The following is a 20049-nucleotide window of genomic DNA, read 5'->3' as shown; positions in this document are numbered from 1 at the left end:
GCATTCCCAATCTCCCGGCTTTGCGCTAGCGTCCGGGCGAGAGGGCATATGGCGAAGAAGGCAAGCATCAACAGTCCGCACCCCGGCCTCGCGCTGCGCGCGGCGCGAATCGAGCAGGGGCTGACGCTGCGCGCGCTCGCGGCGAAGATCGACATGCCGTTCTCGACGCTGTCCAAGCTCGAGAACGGCAAGATGGCCATGACCTATGACAAGCTCGTGCGCCTGGCGCAGGGCCTCGGCATCGACATGGGCAGCCTCGTGGCCGGCACTGCGGCAACCACACAGGCCCCCGCCGCACTGGGCCGCCGCAGCGTGCAACGCGCCGGGAAATTGCCCGGCGCCAGCTCCGAACGCCACACGCATCACTATCCCGCGTCGGACCTGCTGGGGAAGATGATGGTGCCGATCATCATTGAGGTGAAGGCGCGCAGCATCGACGAACTGGGCGGGCTGGTGCGCCATTCGGGCGAGGAATATCTCTATATATTGCAGGGCGCGATGGAGCTGCATTCCGATCTCTACGCGCCCCTGCTGCTGACCGAGGGCGACTCGGTCTATTTCGATTCGGGCATGGCGCACGGCTATGCGCTGGTTGGCGAGGAGCCGTGCCGCGTGCTGGCGGTGTGCGCGGGCCCGGGCATGCAACGCGTGGTACAGTCTGCCGGGAAAAGCTGGAATCTCATCTCCTCCGACGAATCGGGTTCGCTATCCGGGAACGATGTTTCTCATATTGAAACGTGAGCGCTTTCATGTGATGTGACGGGGCATGGAGACCCCGACCGCGACGACGCGCGCCCGCCCGCTCAACCTCATCCATCGCCGCGACGCGATGCTGATGCGCGAGCCGTTCCGTATCTCGGGCTATCTGTTCGAATCGATGCCCGCGGTGATCGCCACGCTCTCCGACGGCGCGCATGCCGGGCGGGGCGAAGCCGCCGGGGTCTATTATCTCGATGACGACCCCGCCCATATCGAAGGCGAGATCGAGCGGTGCCGCGACGCGATCGAGGCGGGCATCGATCGCCAGGGCCTGCGCGACCTCCTGCCCCCGGGCGGCGCGCGCAACGCGCTCGACTGTGCCTTGTGGGAACTCGAATCGCGTCGCGCCGGCGTGCCGGTATGGCAGCTCGCCGGTGTCGGTCCGCCCCGGCCGCGCGTCACCACCTTCACCCTTCCCGCCGACGATCCGGCCGAAATCCTCAAGCGTCTCGCGGCGCTGCCGACCGCGCTCGCGATCAAGCTCAAGCTCGAGGGCGATCTCGCCGCCGATACCGAACGCGTCCGCGTCGTGCGCCGGGCACGCCCGCAGGTCTGGCTCGGGGTCGATGCCAATCAGGGCTATGGCGGCGAAGATCTCGACGGGTTGGTCGCTATGCTGGTCGACAACAATGTCGCGCTGCTCGAACAGCCGGTCCGCCGCGGCGCGGAGGCGCTGCTCGACGGCTGGCAGTCGCCCATCCCGGTCGCCGCCGACGAAAGCGTGCAGGACCTGGCGGAGATCGATGCGCAGCGCAGCCGCTTCCAGGTGATCAACATCAAGCTCGACAAATGCGGCGGCCTCACCGAGGCACTGCTGATGGCCGATCATGCCCGCCGGCTTGGGCTGAAGGTGATGGTCGGCAACATGGCCGGTGCGACGCTGTCGACTGCGCCCGCCTTTATCCTCGCCCAGCTCTGCGACGTGGTCGATCTCGACGGCCCCTGGTTCCTCGCCGACGACCCGCTCGCCGCGAGCCTTTACAAGGATGGCGAGGTGATGGTCCCGGCGAGCCTATGGGGCGCCGGCTGAGCCAAGCTCGGCGTTCAGGCCGGAAGGGCCAGGGCGACGGCCGTGCCGGCAAGGCGGGCAGTGGCAAGGAGCTGGTCCAGGCCATGCCCGTTCCTGGCCTTGGCCGAGAGGCCGGACATCGTGGTGCTGACGAAATTCATCAGACGCTCGGCCTCTTCCGGGTGGCGGGCGGCAATATAGCGCTGGATGGCGTCCTCCGCGGCGAGGTTGAACGCGCGGGCAGCCTCGCGCGCCTCCCGATCGTTGCAGCGAATGCCCTCCAGCACCAGGCAGCCGCCCGCCGCGGGATCGGCGGCGTAGCGGCGGGCAGCCTCTTCCAGCAAGGCCGCAAGGGCTTCGGCGACGGGGCGGTCGGGGCGCAGGATCTCGTCGAGGGGAATCGCCCGAGTGCCCGCCCAGTGATCCAGAATGCGGGTGTAGAGGCCGGCCTTGTTGCCAAAGGCAGCGTAGAAACTCGGCGGGTTGATGCCCAGCGCCTCAGTGACGTCCGCGACGCTGACGGCGTCATACCCGCGAGCGTGGAATAGATGCTGAGCGGTGGCGACAGCCTCGTCGGGATCGAAGCGCCGGGGGCGTCCGCGCCGGCGCAATATATTTGTAGTCACGATTACATAATCCCTTGACTCGACCCTTCGGAGTTTTATGTAGCGCGCCCTACATTAAACCTCAAGGAGGACCCGATGGCTGCGTTTCAAGGAAAGTCAGTTCTGGTGCTCGGCGGCAGCCGAGGAATTGGAGCCGCGATCGTGCGGCGCTTCGCAACCGAAGGTGCGACAGTGACCTTCACTTATGCGGGGTCGCGCGATGCGGCCGAGCAACTGGCGGCGGAGACCGGCAGCACGGCCGTCCTGACCGACAGCGCCGACCGCGACGCAGTGATAGCGCGCGTGCGCGACACCGGGCCGCTCGACATACTGGTCGTCAATTCCGGGTTTGCCATTTTCGGCGATGCGCTGGAACAGGACCCGGACGCCGTCGACCGGCTGTTTCGGGTCAACGTCCATGCCCCCTATCACGCTTCGGTCGAGGCGGCTCGGCAGATGCCGGAAGGTGGACGGATCATCGTGATCGGTTCCGTCAACGGGGATCGGATGCCCGTCGCGGGCATGGCATCCTATGCGCTGAGCAAGTCCGCCCTGCAGGGCATGGCACGCGGGCTTGCGCGGGATTTCGGGCCACGCGGCATCACGATCAACGTCGTGCAGCCCGGGCCGATCGACACGGATGCGAACCCGGAGGACGGGCCGATGAAGGATCTGATGCACAGCTTCATGGCGATCAAGCGCCACGGACGGCCCGAAGAGGTCGCGGGAATGGTGGCATGGCTTGCCGGGCCCGAGGCGGGTTTCGTGACAGGCGCGATGCACACGATCGACGGCGCGTTCGGCGCCTAGCCGGCCCGCGCGCGGTTCGCGGCAACCCATAACGACTGAGCCAGGAAAGGGCCTGCCCGGAGGGCAGGCCCTTCGAAGCGATCTCGCGCGCCGGGCCATCGACCGGGTCGTCCGGCAATTTGCGACCGTGACGGTCGACGGCTAGGATGGGCGACAGCGCGCGACGTCGGGCAGCATTTATGAAACGCCCGGCGCGGCCCCTGGCAACGTCCGAGACAAACGGTCTACGCGTTCGGCACGAGCAACGACGGATGGAGATGCCGGATGGGCGACCTGACTATCACCACGTTCGACTGGGTTCCCGAGGCGCCGCGCGGCTATGTTCGCGACCTCCGGGTACGGTGGGCGCTGGAAGAGGCAGGCTTGCCCTATCGTGTCGAGAGCGTGCCGTTCGGCGACCGCACGGCCGAGCATTTCGCGCACCAGCCCTTCGGCCAGGCGCCATGGCTGACCGATGGCGACATCTCGATCTTCGAGAGCGGCGCGATCCTGCTTCACCTGGGCGAGAGGAGCGAGGCGCTGCTGCCAGCTGACCCGCAGGCACGCAGCGACGCCAAGCAATGGCTGTTCGCGGCGCTCAACTCCGTCGAGATGGCGAGCCTGCCCTGGTCGCTATTGGTGTTCACGGGCGAGGACCGCGAGTCCCCGGCGTGGAAGCTGTTCAGCGGGTTCCTCGACCAGCACCGGCTCAAGCACCTCGAGCCAGTGCTGGCCGGACGCGAATGGCTGGCCGGGAGCTTCTCCATCGCCGACATCATGATGTCGGACGTGTTGCGTCTGGTCGACCGGTTCGACGGGCTGGCGGCATTCCCCGCCGTCCGCGCCTATGTCGCCCGCGCCACGGCACGGCCCGCCTTCGCCAAGGCCCATGCCGACCAGATGGCGCACTTCGCCGCGGCGGATTGAGCGGCCGCCCCGTCAGGAGCCCTGCTCAAGGCGATAGGCAACCGTGTAGAGGTCCATGCCCTTCGCGCCGGGCCGCCGGGCGGAGAAGGCAAGGCTGGCGGGTCGGGACCAGTCCAGCATCGCGCCGTAACTGTCCCCCTTCCCTTCGGCGCCGCTGTTGACGCTTCCGGGCAGCGGGGTGCCCGCGTCGTACCGCCCTCGTCTCGCCGAGGCGTGGAACAGGTCAACCCGATCAGTGCGGAAATCGCCTGCCCGGGCGAAGACGATGGTGGTACCGTCGGACAGGAAGGTCGCGTCGAACTCGTCGCCGCTGGTGTTGATCGCGCCCGCCACCGGGCGGCCCGGCGCGAAGCCGGCGCCTTTCCGGGTCGCGACATAAAGGTCGTGACGGCCTGCGCCGCCGGGCCGATCGCTCGAGAAAAGCAGGGTCGACCCGTCGGGTGACAACATCGGGGCAAACTCGTTGCCCGCGCTGTTCACCGCGCTGATCGGTTCGGCCGCGCCGAACCCGCCGGCAGTGACGGCCACGCGGTAGAGATCGTCGCCGCCCATCCCGCCCGGCCGGTCCGAGCAGAAATAGACGAAGCGTCCGTCAGCAGAAAAAGCCGGATCGAAATCCCGGCCCGGCGCATTGAACGGCACCGGCTCGGCGGCGCCCCAGTCTGTTCCAGTGCGCCGCGACATCCAGATGTCGTATCCGCCCGGGCCGCCGGGCCGGTTCCGGCTGAACCACAAGGCCGTCCGCCCGTCGGGGCTGATCGTCAGCCGGACCTCCGAATAGTCGGTCGAGGCAATGCCCGGCGCGAACAGGGTCGCCTCGCCGACGATCTCGAGCGGCGCGGCGGCACCGAGCAGCAGGGGCAGCACACAAGCCAGCAGCGTGACGGCCCTCATGCGCGCCTCGTAAAGTCGCTGACCCAGTTGGTCTCCCAGCTCTTCCCTTCATCGACCGAGAGCGCCTGTTCCCAGCGCGCCGATTTGGGCGTGACCCGCGACCACAGCACGCGTGCCTTGACCGGGCGGCCGTCCTGCACATCGTCGCCGATGAAGGTCCCCACGCCATCGGCGAAGCTGCCGCGCACCGGCGGTGCGATCGTTCCCGGATTGCGGCCGTCCAGCCACCAGCTCGACCAGAGCCGCGTCGCCGGATCGAACGCCCGGATGCCGACGCCGCGGTAATGGCCGGCGGGGAAGTCCATCCTGTTGTCGCCGACATTGCCCTGCCCGCCCAGCACCGGCCAGTTGACCAAAGAGCCGCCGAACGCGTCCCAGTCATTGCTGCCGGCCAGCCGGCGCTTCAGCTTGCGGTGCTGCACGTCCCAGCTTCCGACCAGGAAATCCCAGTCATGCGGCGCCACGCCGGAGGGTGGAAGCGGCGTGGGCGTTGCCGCGGTGCGGGTGAAGAAGTTGACCCAGTTCACTTCCCAGTTCTTGCCGCCATCGGTCGACAGCGCCTGTTCCCAATGCGGCCGGCGGCTATGAGTTTCGAACCAGCGGAAGCGCGCGGTGACCGGGCGCCCCTTGAATATGTCCTCGCCGATGAAGGTCCCGCTATCGCCGCTGAAGCCGCCGCGCACCGGCGCGTCGATCGCGGTCGGGTAACGCGAATCGAGCCACCAGATCGACCATGTGCCCGCCGCCGGATCGAACGCCCGGATGCTGAGCCCGCGATAGGTCCCGCCGGGCAGATCGAGGCTGTTGTCGTCGATCGTGCCGAGCCCGGCCAGGGTCAGCCACAAGGCGCTCCTGCCGGAGAACTCGTCCCATTCGGTGCTGCCGGCGAGCCGGTCGCGCAGGCGGCGGTGCCACACGTCCCAGCTGCCGATCAGCCAGTCCCAGTCATGCGCCCGCGCGGCAAGATCGCCCTGCGCCGTGGCAAGGCCGGGCAGGCCGCACGCCGCAATACCGCCCATTGCCGCCAGGGCCGCGACGATCTCGCGCCGTGCCGGCTGGCTCGATTCCCTCTCCATCGCTCACTCCCGCCTCATGGCCATGCGGGGCAGGATGGCAGCGGCGGCGCAATTGACTAGGCGAAGATGGCGGCAAGAGGCTAAGTCAGCCTTATGGTCGGCCACCGCTTTCCGTCGCTCTCATCGATCCGCGCGTTCGAGGCGGCAGCGCGTCTGGAAAGCTTTACGAAAGCGGGACAGGAACTCGGCACCTCGGCCGCGTCGGTCAGCTATCATGTGCGCCAGCTCGAGGCGCAGATCGGCGTCGCGCTGTTCCGCCGCCATCCCCACCGCGTCGAGCTGACCGAGCCCGGCGCCGTTGTGGCGCGCGAGGCGATCGACGCGTTCGCCGGCCTGCGCGCCAGCTTCGTACGTGCCGCCGATATGGACGAGGCACGACTGTCGCTCACCGCGCTTCCCACCTTCGGCACGAGCTGGCTGACACCCCGGCTCGGGCGGTTCCGCGCGCGGCATCCCGAGATATCGCTCGATCTCGACCTGTCGGCGGTCGCCGAGGATCTCGCCGCCGGACGGTTCGACGCAGCGATCCGCAACGGCCATGGTCGCTGGACCGGGCTGCGCTCGATCCGGCTGATGCCGAGCCTCTTCATGCCGCTCTGCGTGCCCGCCCTGAAGGACGCCGCGGCCGGCCTTGGCGATCCGCGCCGCCCGATCGAGGTCCCGCTGCTCGGGCGCCCCGATTGGTGGACCCTGTGGTACCGCGCGCTCGGCTTTGTCGAAGGGCCCCCACCCGCCAACTTCGGCACCAGCCTGGCTCATGAGCATATGGATGTGGCGGCGGCGTTGGCCGGGCACGGCATCGCCATCGCGTCGCCGATCCTGTTCCGCGGCGAGATCGACGCGGGCCGCCTCGTACCCGCGCATGACATGGTGGCGAGCGACGGCCGCGCCTTCTGGCTGGCCTATCCGGTGGCGCGGCAGCACAGCCGCAAGATCGCCAGCTTCCGCGAGTGGCTGAGCGAGGAAGCGGCGGCGGCGTGCACGGCGGGCGCCGCCTTCATCCGGCGCGCGATCGCTCCTCAGGCTGGATAGCGGTCCGCCGCCCGGTCGATCTGCCGGCGCTGACTCGCGACTGATTCAACCGCAGCAGCGATCATGCTTGAATCGCCGGGAGCCCCTCCCGTCGCAACCGGACCACCAGCATGCCAAGTATCGCTTTTTCGTTCGCAGTAACGCTCATTGAAAATCTGATACCCCTCGCGGAATTCGGCAAGATCATCGACACTATGTCCAAAACTACCGCGACGCGCCATCGCGCTTCTCGGCGAGTTGCTGCGCACATCACGCTCTCATTCTTCAATAAAACCCGCGCAACGTCCAAGAAGCGCCCGATTTCGCCCCGCAGGCAGGTGGGTCGCATAAATCGAATATTACTGGACCGGAATCGTCGACGCGATGCAGATTCCAACTGGATTTCTTGTCTTTTACTGTCACGAGCGACTGGCCGCTCGCCATCGAAAATGTCGCCACCGTCCAACCCAAGGCCACAAAATTACGCCGGGCCTGATCCACATCGCGAACGCTACGGAATTCCCCTCGAACGCCGGTTCCCGGCGCTGGACTCGGGCCGCCTCAGCCCATTAAGCCGCTTCATCTCCTCTCTTGCCGAAAGGCCATCCTTGATGATCCGTCGCGTCCTGTTCGTGTCCCTGCTCGCGTCCGCCGGCCCTCTTCTCATTGGCCCTGCGCTCGCCGAGAATTCGAAGCCGCAGCCGGTGCCTTATGTGAACACCATCCCGGACGCGCGCGACATTCCCTATCCGGGCACGATGACGATCGATGTCGACGCGACCGACATCAGGCACGGCATCTTCACGACGAAGCAAACCATACCCGTCGCCAGGTCCGGTCCGATGGTCCTGCTCTTCCCGAAATGGCTGCCCGGCGCGCATTCGCCGCGCGGCGAGCTCGACAAGGTAGTGAACCTGCACATCCGCGCGAACGGCAAGGAGATTCACTGGACGCGCGATCCGGTCGATGTGTTCGCCTATCATATCGACGTGCCCTCGGGCGCCAGGACGCTCGATATCGGCCTGCAATTCGCCTCCGCCACCGCGAGCGACCAGGGATCGATCGTCGTCTCGCCGGACATGCTGCGCCTCCAGTTCAACTCGATGAGCCTCTATCCCGCCGGCTATTTCACGAGGGCGATCCCGGTGAAGGCGACGGTGAAATATCCGGAGGGCTGGCACGCCTCGTCCGGCCTGCCGTCCAGGGCGGTGGGATCGACCTACACCTATGAGCCGACCAATTACGAAGTGCTGGTCGACTCGCCCGTGCTGGCCGGCCGCTATTACAGGCAATGGCCGCTCAGCCCGCGCGTCAACCTCAACGTCTATGCCGACAATGCCGAGGAACTGGCCGCTACCCCCGAGCAGATCGACGCGCACAAGCGCCTGGTCGACCAGGCGGTGAAGCTGTTCGGCGCCCAGCATTACGACAAATATGAATTCCTGCTCTCCCTGTCGGACCAGATGGGCGGCATCGGCCTCGAGCATCACCGCAGCTCCGAGGACGGCGTGAAGCTCGGCTATTTCCTGAAATGGAAGGATGGCCCGGGATCGCGCAACCTGCTGCCGCACGAATATACCCATAGCTGGGACGGCAAGTACCGCCGCGGCGCCGATCTGTGGACGCCCGATTACCGTACGCCGATGCGCGGGTCGCTGCTGTGGGTCTATGAAGGCCAGACGCAATTCTGGGGCTATGTCCTGCAGGCGCGTTCCGGCCTGGTGTCGAAGCAGGACACGCTCGACCAATATGCCGCGATCATGGCGGCGCTGGACAATCGCCCGGCGCGCAACTGGCGCAACATGGTCGACACCACCAATGATCCCGTCATCTCGCAGCGCCGGCCCAAGGGCTGGCTGAGCAACCAGCGGTCGGAGGATTATTACAACGAAGGCCTGCTGATCTGGATGGAAGTCGATTCGATCCTGCGCAAACTGTCGGGCGGCACCAAATCGATCGACGATTTCGCCGGCACCTTCTTCCGCGGCAGGGACGGCGATTATGGCCAGGTGACCTATAATTTCGACGATGTCGCGGCGACCCTGAACAGCATCCAGCCCTATGACTGGTCGGGCTTCCTGAAGAAGCGCATCACCGAGACGGGCGAGCCCGCCCCGCTCCAGGGCTTCATCAACAATGGCTACAAGCTGATCTACACCGACGAGCCGACGCCTTCGTTCAAGCAGGCCGAGACGACGGGAAAGCGCACCGACCTCAGCTATTCGCTCGGCCTCGCGCTCAACAATGAAGGCGCGGTGACGGGCGTGACCTGGGACAGCCCGGCGTTCAAGGCGGGCATGACGGTCAGCGACACGATCGTTGCGGTCAATGGCCAGACCTGGTCCGCCCAGGCGATCAAGGACGCCGTCACCGCGGCGAAGACGGGCAAGGAGCCGATCGTGCTGCTGGTCAAGGCGAATGACCGCATCGCGCCGGTGAGCATCGACTATCATGGCGGCCTGCGCTATCCGCGCCTTGAAAAGATCGGCAGCGGCGAGGGTGGCCTCGATACGCTGCTGACGGCGAAATAGGAGGGGGGCACCCCAACACCGCTCGATCCGGGCTTGCCGGGGCTTTCGCGCCCCGGCCGACCCGGCCGGACGCCCACGAAAGCCAGGGACAGACATGAATATCGACTTGATCTCGATTGGCGATGATCCGCCCAACAGCCTCAACGTCATCATCGAAGTACCGGTCGGCGGCGAGCCGGTGAAATATGAGTTCGACAAGAAATCCGGCGCCTTGTTCGTGGACCGCATCCTCCACACGCCGATGCGCTATCCGGCGAATTACGGCTTCGTGCCGCACACTTTGTCGCCCGATGGCGACCCGCTCGATGCGCTGGTCATCGCGCGCTCGCCCTTCGTGCCGGGCTGCGTCGTGCGCGCCCGCCCGATCGCGGTGCTGAAGCTGGAAGACGAAGCCGGCGGCGACGAGAAGCTGGTCTGCGTGCCGGTCGACACCACCTTCCCTTATTATTCGGACGTGGGCGAGCGCGGCGATCTGCCCTCGATCGTGCTCGCGCAGATCGAGCATTTCTTCAAGCACTACAAGGACCTGGAGTCCGAGAAATGGGTGCGCATCGGCCAATGGGGCGATGCCGAGGAAGCACGGCGCATCGTGATCGAGGCAATCGCCGCGGCCAAGGCCGCCAAAAAGGCGAAGAAAGCCAAAAAGGGATGATCGGCAGGTGATGCCCCGGACGGCCTGGAGGGGATGCGCGGCGGCGGGGATCGTCGCCTTCATCTGCTCCTCGTCGTTCGGGCGCATCCCCGGCATGGCCTCGTGCGGCCCGGATAACGGGCTCGGGCCGATCATGAGCTTCGAATTCGCGCGGAACCCCGCCGATATCGTTACCCTGTTCGGCAGCGAGCCCTGCACGTCGACGCTGGTCGCAGCGCAGAAGACGGGGCTGCTGCTCGACGCGCTGGGGTTCATTCCCTTCTACACCGCGTTCCTGATCCTCGCCGCCATCGCCGCGGGATCGCGGCGGCGAGTGCAGCTGGCGATGATCGCGATCTTCATGGTCGCCGCCGTCAGCGACCAGATCGAGGGCGCGCTGCTCTATGCGATCCTGCGCGATCTGCCGGGCACGCCCGCCCTGCTCGGCGCCCTGTGGTGGGCAGTGCATGTGAAGTTCGCCCTGCTGGCGCTGGGCACGATCGGCATCGCCGAGATCATGACGCGCGGGCGGCGGCTCGCGCGCCTCTTCGCCGGCTTCATCGCGATGGGAGGCCTGTTCGCCCTGACCGGGCTGATGACGATGCCGAGTAGCTGGATGATGACTGGCTTCCTGCTGGCCTGGGTCACCCTGCTGATCGCAGCGCTTATTGCTTCTTTCTGGCCTTCGCCTTTCGCGGCGCCCGCTGCCCCGCCGCCAGGCCCAGCGACGCCCAGCGCCTGAGCTCGTCGGCGTCGTCATACACCTCGTCGGGCGCACGCCGGTAGTTCATCGATTCAACCCGGCCTTCGCTCATCTCATAAGAGAAGCGCGCGCAGCCGGCGTCGTCCCATTCGGCATCGCTGACCGCGTCGGATTTGAACCACGCCCCTTCGTCGGAGACGATCGCGAAGATGGTGCCGTCACAATATAAGGTCGCGCCGCCCATCATCTTGCGCATGGTGACGGTGCCGATCGGCTCCATCGCCTCGGCGATCCAGTCCACCAGCCCCTGGTCGAATGCCATCAGCCTTGCTCCTCCCAAGCGAGTCCTCAAAGTTGCATTCAAATCTCTCCGTTCGTTTCGAGCGAAGTCGAGAAACCGGACCAGGCGCTCCATCAATGTTTCTCGACTTCGCTCGAAACGAACGGGTGTGAGTGTGAAATCAGGGCTAACCCTGCGCCGTCAGCTTCAGCCCGGCGATACACGCCACCACGCCGAGCATCAGCAGCAGCCGCACCAGCCCGGCCGATTCGCCGTACCAGGCGATGCCGACGATCACCGTGCCGAGCGCGCCGATGCCGCCCCAGATGATATACGCCGTGCCCATCGGAATCGAGCGCGCCGCCGCTTCGAGCAATCCCATCGACAGCGCGACCGATGCAAGAAAGCCGAGCGTCCAGGGCAGGTTCCGGAAACCATCGACATGGCGCAGGCACGTGGTGAAGCCGATCTCGAACAGCCCGCCGACGACCAGCAGCAGCCAGGCCATCTCAGCCGCGCCCCGCGAGTTTGGTCAGTGCGTCGCCCGACACGCGGTTGACCGTCCAGTCGTCCATCGGCACCGCCCCCATCGCCTTGTAGAACTCGATCGCCTTCTCGTTCCAGTCGAGCACCGCCCATTCGAAGCGCGAGCAGCCGCGATCGACCGCGATGGCCGCGAGATGCCGCAGCAGGGCCGCGCCGACGCCCTGCCCGCGTGCTTCCGGCGTCACGTACAGATCCTCCAGATACAGGCCACGCCACCCGGTCCAGGTCGAGAAATTGTGGAAGAACAGCGCCATGCCGAGCGGCGTGCCGTCGCGCTCCGCGATCACCGCCTCCGCGACCGGGCGGTCGCCGAACATCGCGTCGTGCAGCAATTCCTCGGTCGCGACGACCTTGTCGGCCTCGCGCTCGAACTCGGCCAGTTCGCGGACGAAACGCATGATGGTGGCGACATCGTCGGGAGTGGCGAAACGGAGTTCGGTCATGCGGCAGCCTCTGTCTGTGGGGCGGGAGCGGCGGTGCCGCGAATGGCAGCGAGGCACCCGGCGATGATCAGCCCGGCCCCCGCCACGGTATAGAGCGAGACATGCTCGCCGAAAACCAGCCAGCCAAGGATCGCGGCCCAGAGGAAGGCGGTATATTCGACCGGCGCGAGGATCTGCGCCTCCGCCCGGCCATAAGCCCAGGCCAGCGCGGCGGCCGAGAACGTGCCGAGCAGGGCCGCCGCGCCGACCGCGGGCAGCTGCGCGATCGTCGGCATCACCGCGAACCACGGCGCGCCGACCAGCAGCAGCATGCCGATGACGCCGCCGGTGAACAGCGTCACCTCGATCGGATCGGCAAGCTGCGCCTGCCTGCGCAGCAGGACCAGGCTGTAGCCATAGAGGAAGGAAGCCAGGATAATCGCGCCCGACCCCATCAGCGTATCGTTGCTGGCACCCGCCCTGGCCTGACCCAGGGCGATGACGAACACGCCGATGCTGGCGATGGCCGATCCCAGGATCGCGGCGCGCCGGATACGTTCGCCGAGCAGCGCCGCCGCGAGGTACAACGCGATCAACGGCGCGAGGAAGGTCAGCGCCACGCCTTGCGCCATCGGCACGCGGACCAGCCCCCAGAAGAACAGCAGCACCGACATGCCCGCGGCAAGGCCGCGCGTGGCATGCAGCTTCAACGCGGCGCGCTCCGGCCAGGCATTGCCGCGGAGGAGGAAGATCGACCCGGTCAGCGCGGCGCCGGCGAGCGAGCGCCACAAGACGGCGCTATAGGCGCCGCTGGCGATGCTGAGGCCCTTCATGAAGGTGTCCATCATCGCATAGGTGGCGATGCCGAGGGTCGCGACCGCGAAGGCGGTGGTCGATGTCGAATATCTGGACGGCACGCTCACGTCGCCCGCCTGTCGCGCGGGGTGCTCCCGGTGAGCAGGGCGAGCACCACCAGGGCCGCGACTCCGACCAGCGCCTGCGCCACGCGGCCGCGCGCACTCAGCTTGTCCATGATGCGTCCCCCGCTGAACGCCGCCTCACGCGGCGGCGCGTGCCTCGTCGGCGGCGTCGATCTCGGCGGCCTTCGCCTCGACCAGCTTGACGATATGCTCGATCATGTCCTCGCTCTGGACGGTGTGATCGGTGACGCCCGACAGATAGACCATGTGCTTGCCATTGCCGCCGCCGGTGAGGCCGATATCGGTCTCGCGCGCCTCGCCCGGGCCGTTGACGACGCAGCCGAGCACGGAGAGCGACATCGGCGTGCGGATATGCTGGAGCCGTTCCTCGAGCGCCTGCACCGTTCGGATCACGTCGAAGCCCTGACGCGCGCAGCTCGGGCAGGAGACGACGCGCACGCCGCGGTTGCGGATGCCGAGGCTCTTGAGGATCTCGAAGCCGACGCGCACTTCCTCCTCGGGCTCGGCCGAGAGCGAGACGCGGATCGTGTCGCCGATACCGTACCACAGCAAAGAGCCGATCCCGATCGCCGACTTGACCGTGCCGCCGACGAAGCCGCCCGCCTCGGTGATGCCGAGATGCAGCGGACAATCGACCACTTCGGCCAATTGCTGATAGGCCGCGACCGCGAGGAACAGGTCCGATGCCTTCACCGCGACCTTATATTCGTGGAAGTCATGGTCCTGCAGGATCTTGATATGGTCGAGCGCGGATTCGACCAGCGCCTCCGGGCAGGGCTCGCCATATTTTTCGAGCAGGTCCTTTTCGAGGGATCCCGCATTCACGCCGATTCGGATCGCGCAGCCATTGGCCTTGGCGGCGTTGACCACTTCGCGCACCCGGTCGGACGAGCCGATATTGCCCGGGTTGATGCGCAGGCAGGCAGCACCCGCGTCAGCCGCTTCGAGCGCGCGCTTGTAGTGGAAATGGATGTCGGCGACGATCGGCACGCGGCTGGCGCGGACGATCTGCTTCAACGCGGCGGTGCTTTCCACATCGGGGCAGGACACGCGGATGATGTCCACGCCGGCATCCTCGCAGCGGCGAATCTGGTCGATCGTCGCCCTGGCGTCGGAGGTGAGCGTGTTGGTCATCGTCTGCACGGTGACCGGCGCATCGCCGCCGACGGGCACATTGCCGACCATGATCTGGCGGCTCTGACGGCGCATGATGTCGCGCCACGGACGAATGGACATGGGATTACCTCGTTTCACCGAGCCATATAGCGTCGCCTTCGCGCCTGCGAAAGCGCGAGCCTCAATCCTGCACCGAATCCCGATAGCGGCGGCTGCCGCGCAGGCTCGTGCCGTCGGCGAGCGTCACGATGAAGTCGCCGCTCCGGTCAGTCTCGACCCGGCGTATCGCGGCGCGACGGACGAGGCGGCTGCGATGAATCTGGACGAAGCCCGGCCCGAGTTCGCCCGCGACCGCCGCCAGGGTCGCGCGGTGCAACAGGGTGCGCCCGGCCCAGGCGAGCTCGACATAATTGCCGGCTGCGTTGACGTGATCGATCTCGTCCACTGGCACCTGATGCGTCACCGCGCCGTCGGTCACCTTCAGGATGCGTGGCGGCGCCGGGGCATGCTGCGGCGTGGCGGCGCGCGTCACCAGCCACCGGCTGACCGCGGCGAATCCGACGAACTGGAGATAGGAGGCAAGGTCCTTGCGATATTCATAGAGCAGGCGGTCCGAGACCTTGCTGAAGAACCGGTACTCGCTGCCCTCGGCGGCATAATAAAGCTTCCGGAGCTCGACCATCAGGCCGATATGCCAGAGCGACAGCGGTATGCTGGCGGCGAGGATCAGCATGACCGCCACCGGCCAGGAGAAGCGGGGCGGGCCGACGCGGCTGACCAGCCACCAGATGACGGGCGCCGTCGTCAGCCAGGCAAGGATGCTGGTCGCTTCCCACAGCCAGACATGAGTCCGGGTCTCGTGGATGCCGGCGAGGGCGAAGTCGCTCAAGGTCGATTCGACGTCCGCCACCATGACCGTAGCGAGGGTCAGCACGAAGCCGGCGACCAGCAGGAGCGCGAGCCGGCGTTGCGCACCGCTCATCCCGCCTCCGCCGCCGCTCGTCCCCGTCATCGTCGCCATCGTCCCTGTGGTACCGCCTTCCGCCCCTTCCCGATACCGGGCCGAACAGGCGCTCGCTAGCCGTTGCTGATCGACCATGGAGAGACGCGATGGAACGACATTACGGAATGGACTGGCTGCGCATCGGCGCGTTCGGCCTGTTGATCTTCTATCATGTGGGCATGGTCTTCGTGACCTGGGGCTTCCATGTGAAGACCGCCGACCCGGCAGACTGGGTCGCGGTCCCGATGTTGCTGACCAATGCCTGGCGGCTGAGCCTTTTGTTCGTCGTGTCGGGCTTCGCCAGCCGGGCGCTGTTCGCCAAATCCGCCGGCATTCGCCGCTTCCTGCGCAACCGCAATGCGCGGCTATTGCTGCCGCTAGTCTTCGGCATTGCCCTGGTCGTACCGCCGCAAAGCTGGGTCGAGCTGGTTACCCAGCATGGCTATACGCATGGTTTCCTGTGGTTCCTCACCCACGACTATTTCCGATTCGGCAAGCTCGACGGGATCATTCTGCCGACCTGGAACCATCTGTGGTTCGTCGTCTATCTCTGGGTGTATACGCTCGTGCTCGCCTTGCTGTTGAGCCCGAAGCTGTCCGGCGCGCAGGCGCTGTTCGACCGTGTGTTCGGCGGAGCCGGCGTGCTGTGGGTGCCGGTCGTCTGGCTGCTCGTGCTGCGCATGGCGCTATTCCCGGGGGTCGAGGATACCCACGACCTGTTCACTGACGGGGTAGCCCATCTGCAATATTTCCCCGCCTTCCTGTTCGGCTTCGGCCTGGCCGGATCGCACCCGGCGCGGGCGGCGCTGGCGCGCTTCTGGGTGCCGGCGGCGGTGCTGGCGGTGGCGGGCTATGCCGTCGTCGCCTCGGTCGAGATCGCCTATCCCGGTTTCGCCATGCCATCGCGCCCGATTACCCAAGCCTTCCATGTCGCGCGCGAAGTGCAATGCTGGGCCAGCATCGCGGCGCTGATCGGCGTGGCGGAGCGCTTCTGGAATCGCGACAGCACATGGCGGCCGATGCTGACCGAGGCGGTCTTCCCCTTCTACCTCATCCACCAGACGGTGATCATCGTCGTCGAATATTGGCTGAAGCCGCTCGGCATCGGGCCCGTCGCCGAGTTCGTCATCCTGGTGCCGGCGACGGTGGCGGGATGCTGGGCCTTCTACCTGATCGGCCGCGAAATCGGCTGGCTACGGCCGTTGATCGGCCTGCGACGGAAGGTCCGCGCCAAAGCGGAAACGGCCGCCGCCGACCTCCAGACCGCCTAGCGGCCGTTGAATCCCGGCCGGGGCGACCGCCCCGCCCGGGCCACCGCCTGCCGTTTCGGACACGCCGTTTGACTAGCCATTGGCTCAGGAAACGCTACATGGCCCCGCATGGAACGGCATTACGGCCTGGACTGGCTCCGTATCGGCGCCTTTGGCCTGCTCATCTTCTATCATGTCGGCATGGTCTTCGTGCCGTGGGACTTCCATGTGAAGACCGCCCATCCGATCGACTGGGTGGCGATCCCGATGCACGCGACCAACAGCTGGCGGCTGATGCTGCTGTTCGTCGTGTCGGGTTATGCCAGCCGCGCGCTGCTCGCCAAGAGCGAGAGTCCTGGTTCGTTCATCGGATCGCGCAACAAACGGCTGCTGATCCCGCTGCTGTTCGGCATGACCATCATCATCCCGATTCAGCCCTGGGTCGAGCTGACCACCCAGCATGGTTATGACGGCGGCTTCGGCTGGTTCTGGCTGCACGATTATTTTCGCTTCGGTACCTTCCATAACCTGATCCTGCCGACCTGGCAGCATATGTGGTTCGTCGGTTATCTCTGGTTCTACACGGTCGCGCTCGCCGTGGCGGTGTGGCTGATGCGCGGGCGCAGCCTGCAGGGGCTGTTCGACGGGATCTTCGGCACTGCCACAATCGTGATCCTGCCGATCGCCTGGCTGCTCTTCGCCGACATGTATCTGCTGCCCGGCGGCCGCGAGACGCACGACGTGCTCAACGATGCGATCGCGCATGCCCATTATCTGCCCGGTTTCCTGTTCGGCTTTGCGCTCGCCCGGTCGGGTCCAGCGATGGCGGCGATCGGGCGCTGGTGGAAGGCGGCCGGAATCCTCGCGGTGCTCAGCTATGCGATCGTCGCCGCGATCGAACTGCGCTGGCCGGGTAGCGCCATGCCGCAGCCCTATGGCTATATCTTCGCGACGGCGCGCGCGATCCAGGGCTGGTGCGCGATCATCGCGCTGGTCGGCATCGCGGAGCGTTACTGGAACCGCGACCACCCCTGGCGCCGTACGCTGACCGAAGCCGTGTTCCCCTTCTACATCATCCACCAGACGGTGATCGTCGCGGTCGAATGGGTGCTGCTGCCTTATGGCCTGCCGCCACTCGCGGAGTTCGCGATCCTCGTCACGACGACGGTCGCGGGATGCTGGGCCTTTTATCTGGTCGGGCGCGAGGTCGGCTGGCTGCGGCCGCTGATCGGGTTGCGCGGCTTCATCCCACCGCGGCATGCGGCGCGTCCCGTCTCGCTCACGCCGGTCGAAAGCCTGTCGTGACCTGGACTCTGGTGATCCATGGCGGCGCGGGCATGATGACGCGCGATCGCATCACGCCGGAACAGGATGAAGGCGCGCGCAAGGCGCTCGGACGGGCACTGGACGCCGGATCGGCGGTGTTGTCGGACGGCGGCTCGGCGCTCGACGCGGTCGAGGCGGCGGTACGCGTGCTCGAGGACGATCCCCATTTCAACGCCGGTCGCGGTGCCGCGCTGACTCACGAAGGCGTGGCCGAGCTCGACGCGGCGATCATGGAAGGTACCGGGCGGGACGCCGGCGCGGTCGCCGGGGTGACCGGCACGCGCCATCCGGTGAGCCTGGCCCGGGCGGTGATGGAGCAGAGCCGGCACGTGCTGCTCGGCGGCGAAGGCGCCGACCTGTTTTCGCGCGACCATGGGCTCGAACAGGCGGGCCAGGACTGGCTCGTCCTGCCCGAGCGCCGCCGTCAGCTGGAGGAACTGCAGGCGCGCGGTGCCGACGCGTTCGACGTCGACATGAAATATGGGACGGTCGGCGCGGTGGCGCGCGATACGGCCGGCCATGTCGCCGCCGCGACCTCGACCGGCGGGGTGACCGGCAAGCGCTGGGGCCGGATCGGCGATTCGCCGCTGATCGGTGCCGGCACCTATGCCGACGACCGGGCGGGCGCCGTCTCCGCGACCGGGTCGGGCGAATATTTCATCCGCGCTGGCGTCGCGCACGAGATCTGCGCCCGGGCGCGGCTGGCGGGCGTGCCGCTCCAGGCCGCGGCCGATGCGGTGATGGACGATGTGAAGGCCCTGGGCGGTAAGGGCGGCGTGATCGTCGCCGGGCCCGGCGGCGAGGCGGTGTGGAGCTTCAACACCGCCGGCATGTTCCGCGCCAGGGCCGGATCGGACGGCGTACGGACCGTTGCGATCTACGGCGACGAATAGGCCGCGCGCCGCTTTCGCAAGTATGTGCGACCGGGTAGAGCGGCGGCCATGAGTCGCCTCCTCCCCGCTCTCGCCGCCGTCGCGCTCGCCGCCACCGCATCCCCCGCCGCCGCCTATTGGGAATATGGTCATCAGACCATCGCCCAGATCGCGCGGGCGAACGTGAAGCCATCGACCCGGATCGCGGTCGACCGGCTGCTGCGCCAGTCGAAGCTGCTCGGCACGCCGACCTGCCCGGCGCGCACGATCGAGGATGCCAGCATCTGGGCCGATTGCATCAAGACGATCAAGGATTCGGACGGCAAGCGCCCGTTCGATTTCGCCTATAGCTGGCACTATCAGAACGTGAACATCTGCCAGCCGTTCAGCCTGGTCGAGCCGTGCAAGGACGGCAATTGCGTGTCGGCGCAGATCGAACGCGACGTGAAGCTGCTGCGCGACAAGGCGACGCCAAGGAAGGACCGGGTCCAGGCGCTTGTCTTCCTGATCCATTTCGTCGGCGATCTGCACCAGCCGCTTCATGCCGGCGACAAGACCGACAAGGGCGGCAACGATGCCAAGGCCGCCTATGGCATCCTGTCGACGCCGCGGCTCAACCTGCACTCGATCTGGGACGGCTATCTCGCCGAGCGCGCGATCTCCGCGCCGCCGTCGTTGGTCCGCCGCTATTCCGCTGCCGAGCGTCGGGCGATGGCGGCGGGCTCTGTGACCGACTGGAGCCGTGAGAGCTGGCAGGTTGCGCACGACAGCGTCTACACCAGCGCGATGAAGGGCGATCCCTGCGCGCCGACGCCGGAGCGCTCCACCCTTGACGATGCGACGATCGAGTCGCTGGTGCCGGTCGCCCGGCTCGAGGTGGAACGCGGCGGCCTGCGCCTCGCCAAGCTGCTCGACCAGGCCTTTTCCTAGCGTCGATTCGCGCTGATCAGCCCCTCCCTTTCCGTTCGTTTCGAGCGACGTCGAGAAACATTGATGGAGCGCCAAGTCCGGTTTCTCGACTTCGCTCGAAACGAACGGGGTAAGAGGATCAAAGGGCAGCGCACCGATATGAGCGGTATCGACTCTAGTCGCGCGATCCCCAGCGCCAGCGCCAGCCGCCATCGGTCTTGCGCGCGGCGATCGTCGTGAAGGCGGCGACCAGCGCGATGCCGACGACCAGCTTCGGCACGAGCCCGGGAAGAAACCGGACATCGAGCAGCAGCGTGGCGCAGAAGCCGAGCGTCAACAACCAGCCCTGCCAGGTCACCGGCGTCGCGCCCAGGCCGAACAGCTTGGGCACGAACCAATAGCCGTCGCGCACCTGATAGAAGCACTTGAGAGCCTCGAACGTCATCATC

General features: G+C 66.8%; 22 protein-coding genes. 12 read left to right on the top strand and 10 right to left on the bottom strand.

All coding sequences use genetic code 11. The features are described 5' to 3' along the window. Nucleotides 1-48 precede the first annotated feature (48 nt). Nucleotides 49-741, top strand: a complete 693-nt coding sequence (locus ACZ1I2_RS04770) for a helix-turn-helix domain-containing protein (protein WP_465174958.1) — start codon at nt 49-51, stop codon at nt 739-741. Nucleotides 742-766: 25 nt separating this feature from the next. Then, nucleotides 767-1789 carry a dipeptide epimerase gene (locus ACZ1I2_RS04765; protein ID WP_465174959.1) on the top strand — a complete coding sequence of 341 codons (1023 nt, stop codon included), beginning with the start codon at nt 767-769 and terminating at the stop codon, nt 1787-1789. A 14-nt stretch (nt 1790-1803) separates the two neighbouring features. Here the strand turns inward: ACZ1I2_RS04765 and ACZ1I2_RS04760 are convergent, their stop codons facing one another. Beyond that, nucleotides 1804-2394, bottom strand: coding sequence for a TetR/AcrR family transcriptional regulator (locus ACZ1I2_RS04760; protein ID WP_465174960.1), 591 nt, complete (start codon nt 2392-2394; stop codon nt 1804-1806). Between the two features lie 75 nt (nt 2395-2469). Between ACZ1I2_RS04760 and bdcA the strand changes: the two genes are divergently transcribed. Further along, nucleotides 2470-3183: an SDR family oxidoreductase gene (bdcA, locus tag ACZ1I2_RS04755; protein WP_465170826.1), complete on the top strand. Its 714-nt coding sequence runs from the start codon at nt 2470-2472 to the stop codon at nt 3181-3183. A 264-nt stretch (nt 3184-3447) separates the two neighbouring features. Next, nucleotides 3448-4089, top strand: coding sequence for a glutathione S-transferase family protein (locus ACZ1I2_RS04750; RefSeq protein ID WP_465174961.1), 642 nt, complete (start codon nt 3448-3450; stop codon nt 4087-4089). Between the two features lie 12 nt (nt 4090-4101). Here ACZ1I2_RS04750 and ACZ1I2_RS04745 read toward each other — a convergent pair whose 3' ends face one another. Continuing rightward, nucleotides 4102-4983, bottom strand: coding sequence for a TolB family protein (locus tag ACZ1I2_RS04745; RefSeq protein WP_465174962.1), 882 nt, complete (start codon nt 4981-4983; stop codon nt 4102-4104). After that, nucleotides 4980-6059, bottom strand: a complete 1080-nt coding sequence (locus ACZ1I2_RS04740; protein ID WP_465174963.1) for a hypothetical protein — start codon at nt 6057-6059, stop codon at nt 4980-4982. The genes ACZ1I2_RS04745 and ACZ1I2_RS04740 overlap by 4 nt, the downstream gene beginning before the upstream one ends. 93 nt (nt 6060-6152) lie before the next feature. Between ACZ1I2_RS04740 and ACZ1I2_RS04735 the strand changes: the two genes are divergently transcribed. The 4 genes from ACZ1I2_RS04735 (at nt 6153) to ACZ1I2_RS04720 (ending at nt 10974) form a co-directional block, all read left to right on the top strand. Then, a complete protein-coding gene (locus tag ACZ1I2_RS04735; RefSeq protein ID WP_465174964.1) occupies nt 6153-7091 on the top strand; it encodes a LysR substrate-binding domain-containing protein in 939 nt (312 codons plus the stop codon). A 590-nt stretch (nt 7092-7681) separates the two neighbouring features. Further along, nucleotides 7682-9601 (top strand): M61 family metallopeptidase, encoded by a 1920-nt coding sequence (locus tag ACZ1I2_RS04730; protein ID WP_465174965.1) that lies wholly within the window; start codon nt 7682-7684, stop codon nt 9599-9601. A 94-nt stretch (nt 9602-9695) separates the two neighbouring features. Then, on the top strand, nt 9696-10253 hold the full coding sequence (gene ppa / locus ACZ1I2_RS04725; RefSeq protein WP_465170832.1) for an inorganic diphosphatase: 558 nt from the start codon (nt 9696-9698) through the stop codon (nt 10251-10253). 10 nt (nt 10254-10263) lie between these two features. Then, a complete protein-coding gene (locus ACZ1I2_RS04720; protein ID WP_465181584.1) occupies nt 10264-10974 on the top strand; it encodes a hypothetical protein in 711 nt (236 codons plus the stop codon). Here the strand turns inward: ACZ1I2_RS04720 and ACZ1I2_RS04715 are convergent. The 6 genes from ACZ1I2_RS04715 to ACZ1I2_RS04690 form a co-directional block, all read right to left on the bottom strand. Next, on the bottom strand, nt 10898-11257 hold the full coding sequence (locus tag ACZ1I2_RS04715) for a TfoX/Sxy family protein (protein WP_465174967.1): 360 nt from the start codon (nt 11255-11257) through the stop codon (nt 10898-10900). The two genes, ACZ1I2_RS04720 and ACZ1I2_RS04715, sit on opposite strands and share 77 nt — an antisense overlap. A 145-nt stretch (nt 11258-11402) precedes the next feature. Then, nucleotides 11403-11723 (bottom strand): DMT family transporter, encoded by a 321-nt coding sequence (locus ACZ1I2_RS04710; RefSeq protein WP_465174968.1) that lies wholly within the window; start codon nt 11721-11723, stop codon nt 11403-11405. A 1-nt stretch (nt 11724) separates the two neighbouring features. After that, nucleotides 11725-12204 carry an N-acetyltransferase family protein gene (locus ACZ1I2_RS04705; protein ID WP_465170836.1) on the bottom strand — a complete coding sequence of 160 codons (480 nt, stop codon included), beginning with the start codon at nt 12202-12204 and terminating at the stop codon, nt 11725-11727. Next, complete coding sequence (locus ACZ1I2_RS04700) at nt 12201-13028, bottom strand: DMT family transporter (protein ID WP_465181651.1); 828 nt, start codon at nt 13026-13028, stop codon at nt 12201-12203. The genes ACZ1I2_RS04705 and ACZ1I2_RS04700 overlap by 4 nt, the downstream gene beginning before the upstream one ends. Nucleotides 13029-13241: 213 nt before the next feature. Further along, a complete protein-coding gene (ispG, locus tag ACZ1I2_RS04695; protein ID WP_465174970.1) occupies nt 13242-14360 on the bottom strand; it encodes a flavodoxin-dependent (E)-4-hydroxy-3-methylbut-2-enyl-diphosphate synthase in 1119 nt (372 codons plus the stop codon). 61 nt (nt 14361-14421) lie between these two features. Further along, nucleotides 14422-15222 (bottom strand): LytTR family DNA-binding domain-containing protein, encoded by an 801-nt coding sequence (locus ACZ1I2_RS04690; protein WP_465174971.1) that lies wholly within the window; start codon nt 15220-15222, stop codon nt 14422-14424. A gap of 128 nt (nt 15223-15350) precedes the next feature. Here ACZ1I2_RS04690 and ACZ1I2_RS04685 point away from each other — a divergent pair, with 128 nt between their 5' ends. The 4 genes from ACZ1I2_RS04685 (at nt 15351) to ACZ1I2_RS04670 (ending at nt 19621) form a co-directional block, all read left to right on the top strand. Further along, nucleotides 15351-16514: an acyltransferase family protein gene (locus ACZ1I2_RS04685; protein ID WP_465174972.1), complete on the top strand. Its 1164-nt coding sequence runs from the start codon at nt 15351-15353 to the stop codon at nt 16512-16514. 108 nt (nt 16515-16622) lie between these two features. Beyond that, complete coding sequence (locus ACZ1I2_RS04680; RefSeq protein ID WP_465174973.1) at nt 16623-17798, top strand: acyltransferase family protein; 1176 nt, start codon at nt 16623-16625, stop codon at nt 17796-17798. After that, complete coding sequence (locus ACZ1I2_RS04675; RefSeq protein ID WP_465174974.1) at nt 17795-18712, top strand: isoaspartyl peptidase/L-asparaginase family protein; 918 nt, start codon at nt 17795-17797, stop codon at nt 18710-18712. The genes ACZ1I2_RS04680 and ACZ1I2_RS04675 overlap by 4 nt, the downstream gene beginning before the upstream one ends. Nucleotides 18713-18760: 48 nt before the next feature. After that, nucleotides 18761-19621, top strand: coding sequence for a S1/P1 nuclease (locus ACZ1I2_RS04670; RefSeq protein WP_465170843.1), 861 nt, complete (start codon nt 18761-18763; stop codon nt 19619-19621). 154 nt (nt 19622-19775) lie between these two features. Here the strand turns inward: ACZ1I2_RS04670 and ACZ1I2_RS04665 are convergent, their stop codons facing one another. Next, nucleotides 19776-20045, bottom strand: coding sequence for a hypothetical protein (locus tag ACZ1I2_RS04665; protein WP_465174975.1), 270 nt, complete (start codon nt 20043-20045; stop codon nt 19776-19778). Nucleotides 20046-20049 lie beyond the last annotated feature (4 nt).

This window comes from Sphingomonas sp. BL-S-29 (assembly GCF_055521495.1).
Note: the sequence above shows the minus strand (reverse complement) of the source record. Positions and strands in the feature narration are given on the sequence as shown.

Coding starts and splice junctions, on each gene's coding strand:
- ACZ1I2_RS04750 (WP_465174961.1), top strand. CDS start 3,448: ATGGGCGACCTGACTATCACCACGTTCGACTGGGTTCCCGAGGCGCCG.
- ppa (WP_465170832.1), top strand. CDS start 9,696: ATGAATATCGACTTGATCTCGATTGGCGATGATCCGCCCAACAGCCTC.
- ispG (WP_465174970.1), bottom strand. CDS start 14,360: ATGTCCATTCGTCCGTGGCGCGACATCATGCGCCGTCAGAGCCGCCAG.
- ACZ1I2_RS04710 (WP_465174968.1), bottom strand. CDS start 11,723: ATGGCCTGGCTGCTGCTGGTCGTCGGCGGGCTGTTCGAGATCGGCTTC.
- ACZ1I2_RS04770 (WP_465174958.1), top strand. CDS start 49: ATGGCGAAGAAGGCAAGCATCAACAGTCCGCACCCCGGCCTCGCGCTG.
- ACZ1I2_RS04700 (WP_465181651.1), bottom strand. CDS start 13,028: ATGGACACCTTCATGAAGGGCCTCAGCATCGCCAGCGGCGCCTATAGC.
- ACZ1I2_RS04685 (WP_465174972.1), top strand. CDS start 15,351: ATGGAACGACATTACGGAATGGACTGGCTGCGCATCGGCGCGTTCGGC.
- ACZ1I2_RS04690 (WP_465174971.1), bottom strand. CDS start 15,222: ATGAGCGGTGCGCAACGCCGGCTCGCGCTCCTGCTGGTCGCCGGCTTC.
- ACZ1I2_RS04715 (WP_465174967.1), bottom strand. CDS start 11,257: ATGGCATTCGACCAGGGGCTGGTGGACTGGATCGCCGAGGCGATGGAG.
- ACZ1I2_RS04740 (WP_465174963.1), bottom strand. CDS start 6,059: ATGGAGAGGGAATCGAGCCAGCCGGCACGGCGCGAGATCGTCGCGGCC.
- bdcA (WP_465170826.1), top strand. CDS start 2,470: ATGGCTGCGTTTCAAGGAAAGTCAGTTCTGGTGCTCGGCGGCAGCCGA.
- ACZ1I2_RS04680 (WP_465174973.1), top strand. CDS start 16,623: ATGGAACGGCATTACGGCCTGGACTGGCTCCGTATCGGCGCCTTTGGC.
- ACZ1I2_RS04745 (WP_465174962.1), bottom strand. CDS start 4,983: ATGAGGGCCGTCACGCTGCTGGCTTGTGTGCTGCCCCTGCTGCTCGGT.
- ACZ1I2_RS04705 (WP_465170836.1), bottom strand. CDS start 12,204: ATGACCGAACTCCGTTTCGCCACTCCCGACGATGTCGCCACCATCATG.
- ACZ1I2_RS04735 (WP_465174964.1), top strand. CDS start 6,153: ATGGTCGGCCACCGCTTTCCGTCGCTCTCATCGATCCGCGCGTTCGAG.
- ACZ1I2_RS04720 (WP_465181584.1), top strand. CDS start 10,264: ATGCCCCGGACGGCCTGGAGGGGATGCGCGGCGGCGGGGATCGTCGCC.
- ACZ1I2_RS04765 (WP_465174959.1), top strand. CDS start 767: ATGGAGACCCCGACCGCGACGACGCGCGCCCGCCCGCTCAACCTCATC.
- ACZ1I2_RS04665 (WP_465174975.1), bottom strand. CDS start 20,045: ATGACGTTCGAGGCTCTCAAGTGCTTCTATCAGGTGCGCGACGGCTAT.
- ACZ1I2_RS04730 (WP_465174965.1), top strand. CDS start 7,682: ATGATCCGTCGCGTCCTGTTCGTGTCCCTGCTCGCGTCCGCCGGCCCT.
- ACZ1I2_RS04670 (WP_465170843.1), top strand. CDS start 18,761: ATGAGTCGCCTCCTCCCCGCTCTCGCCGCCGTCGCGCTCGCCGCCACC.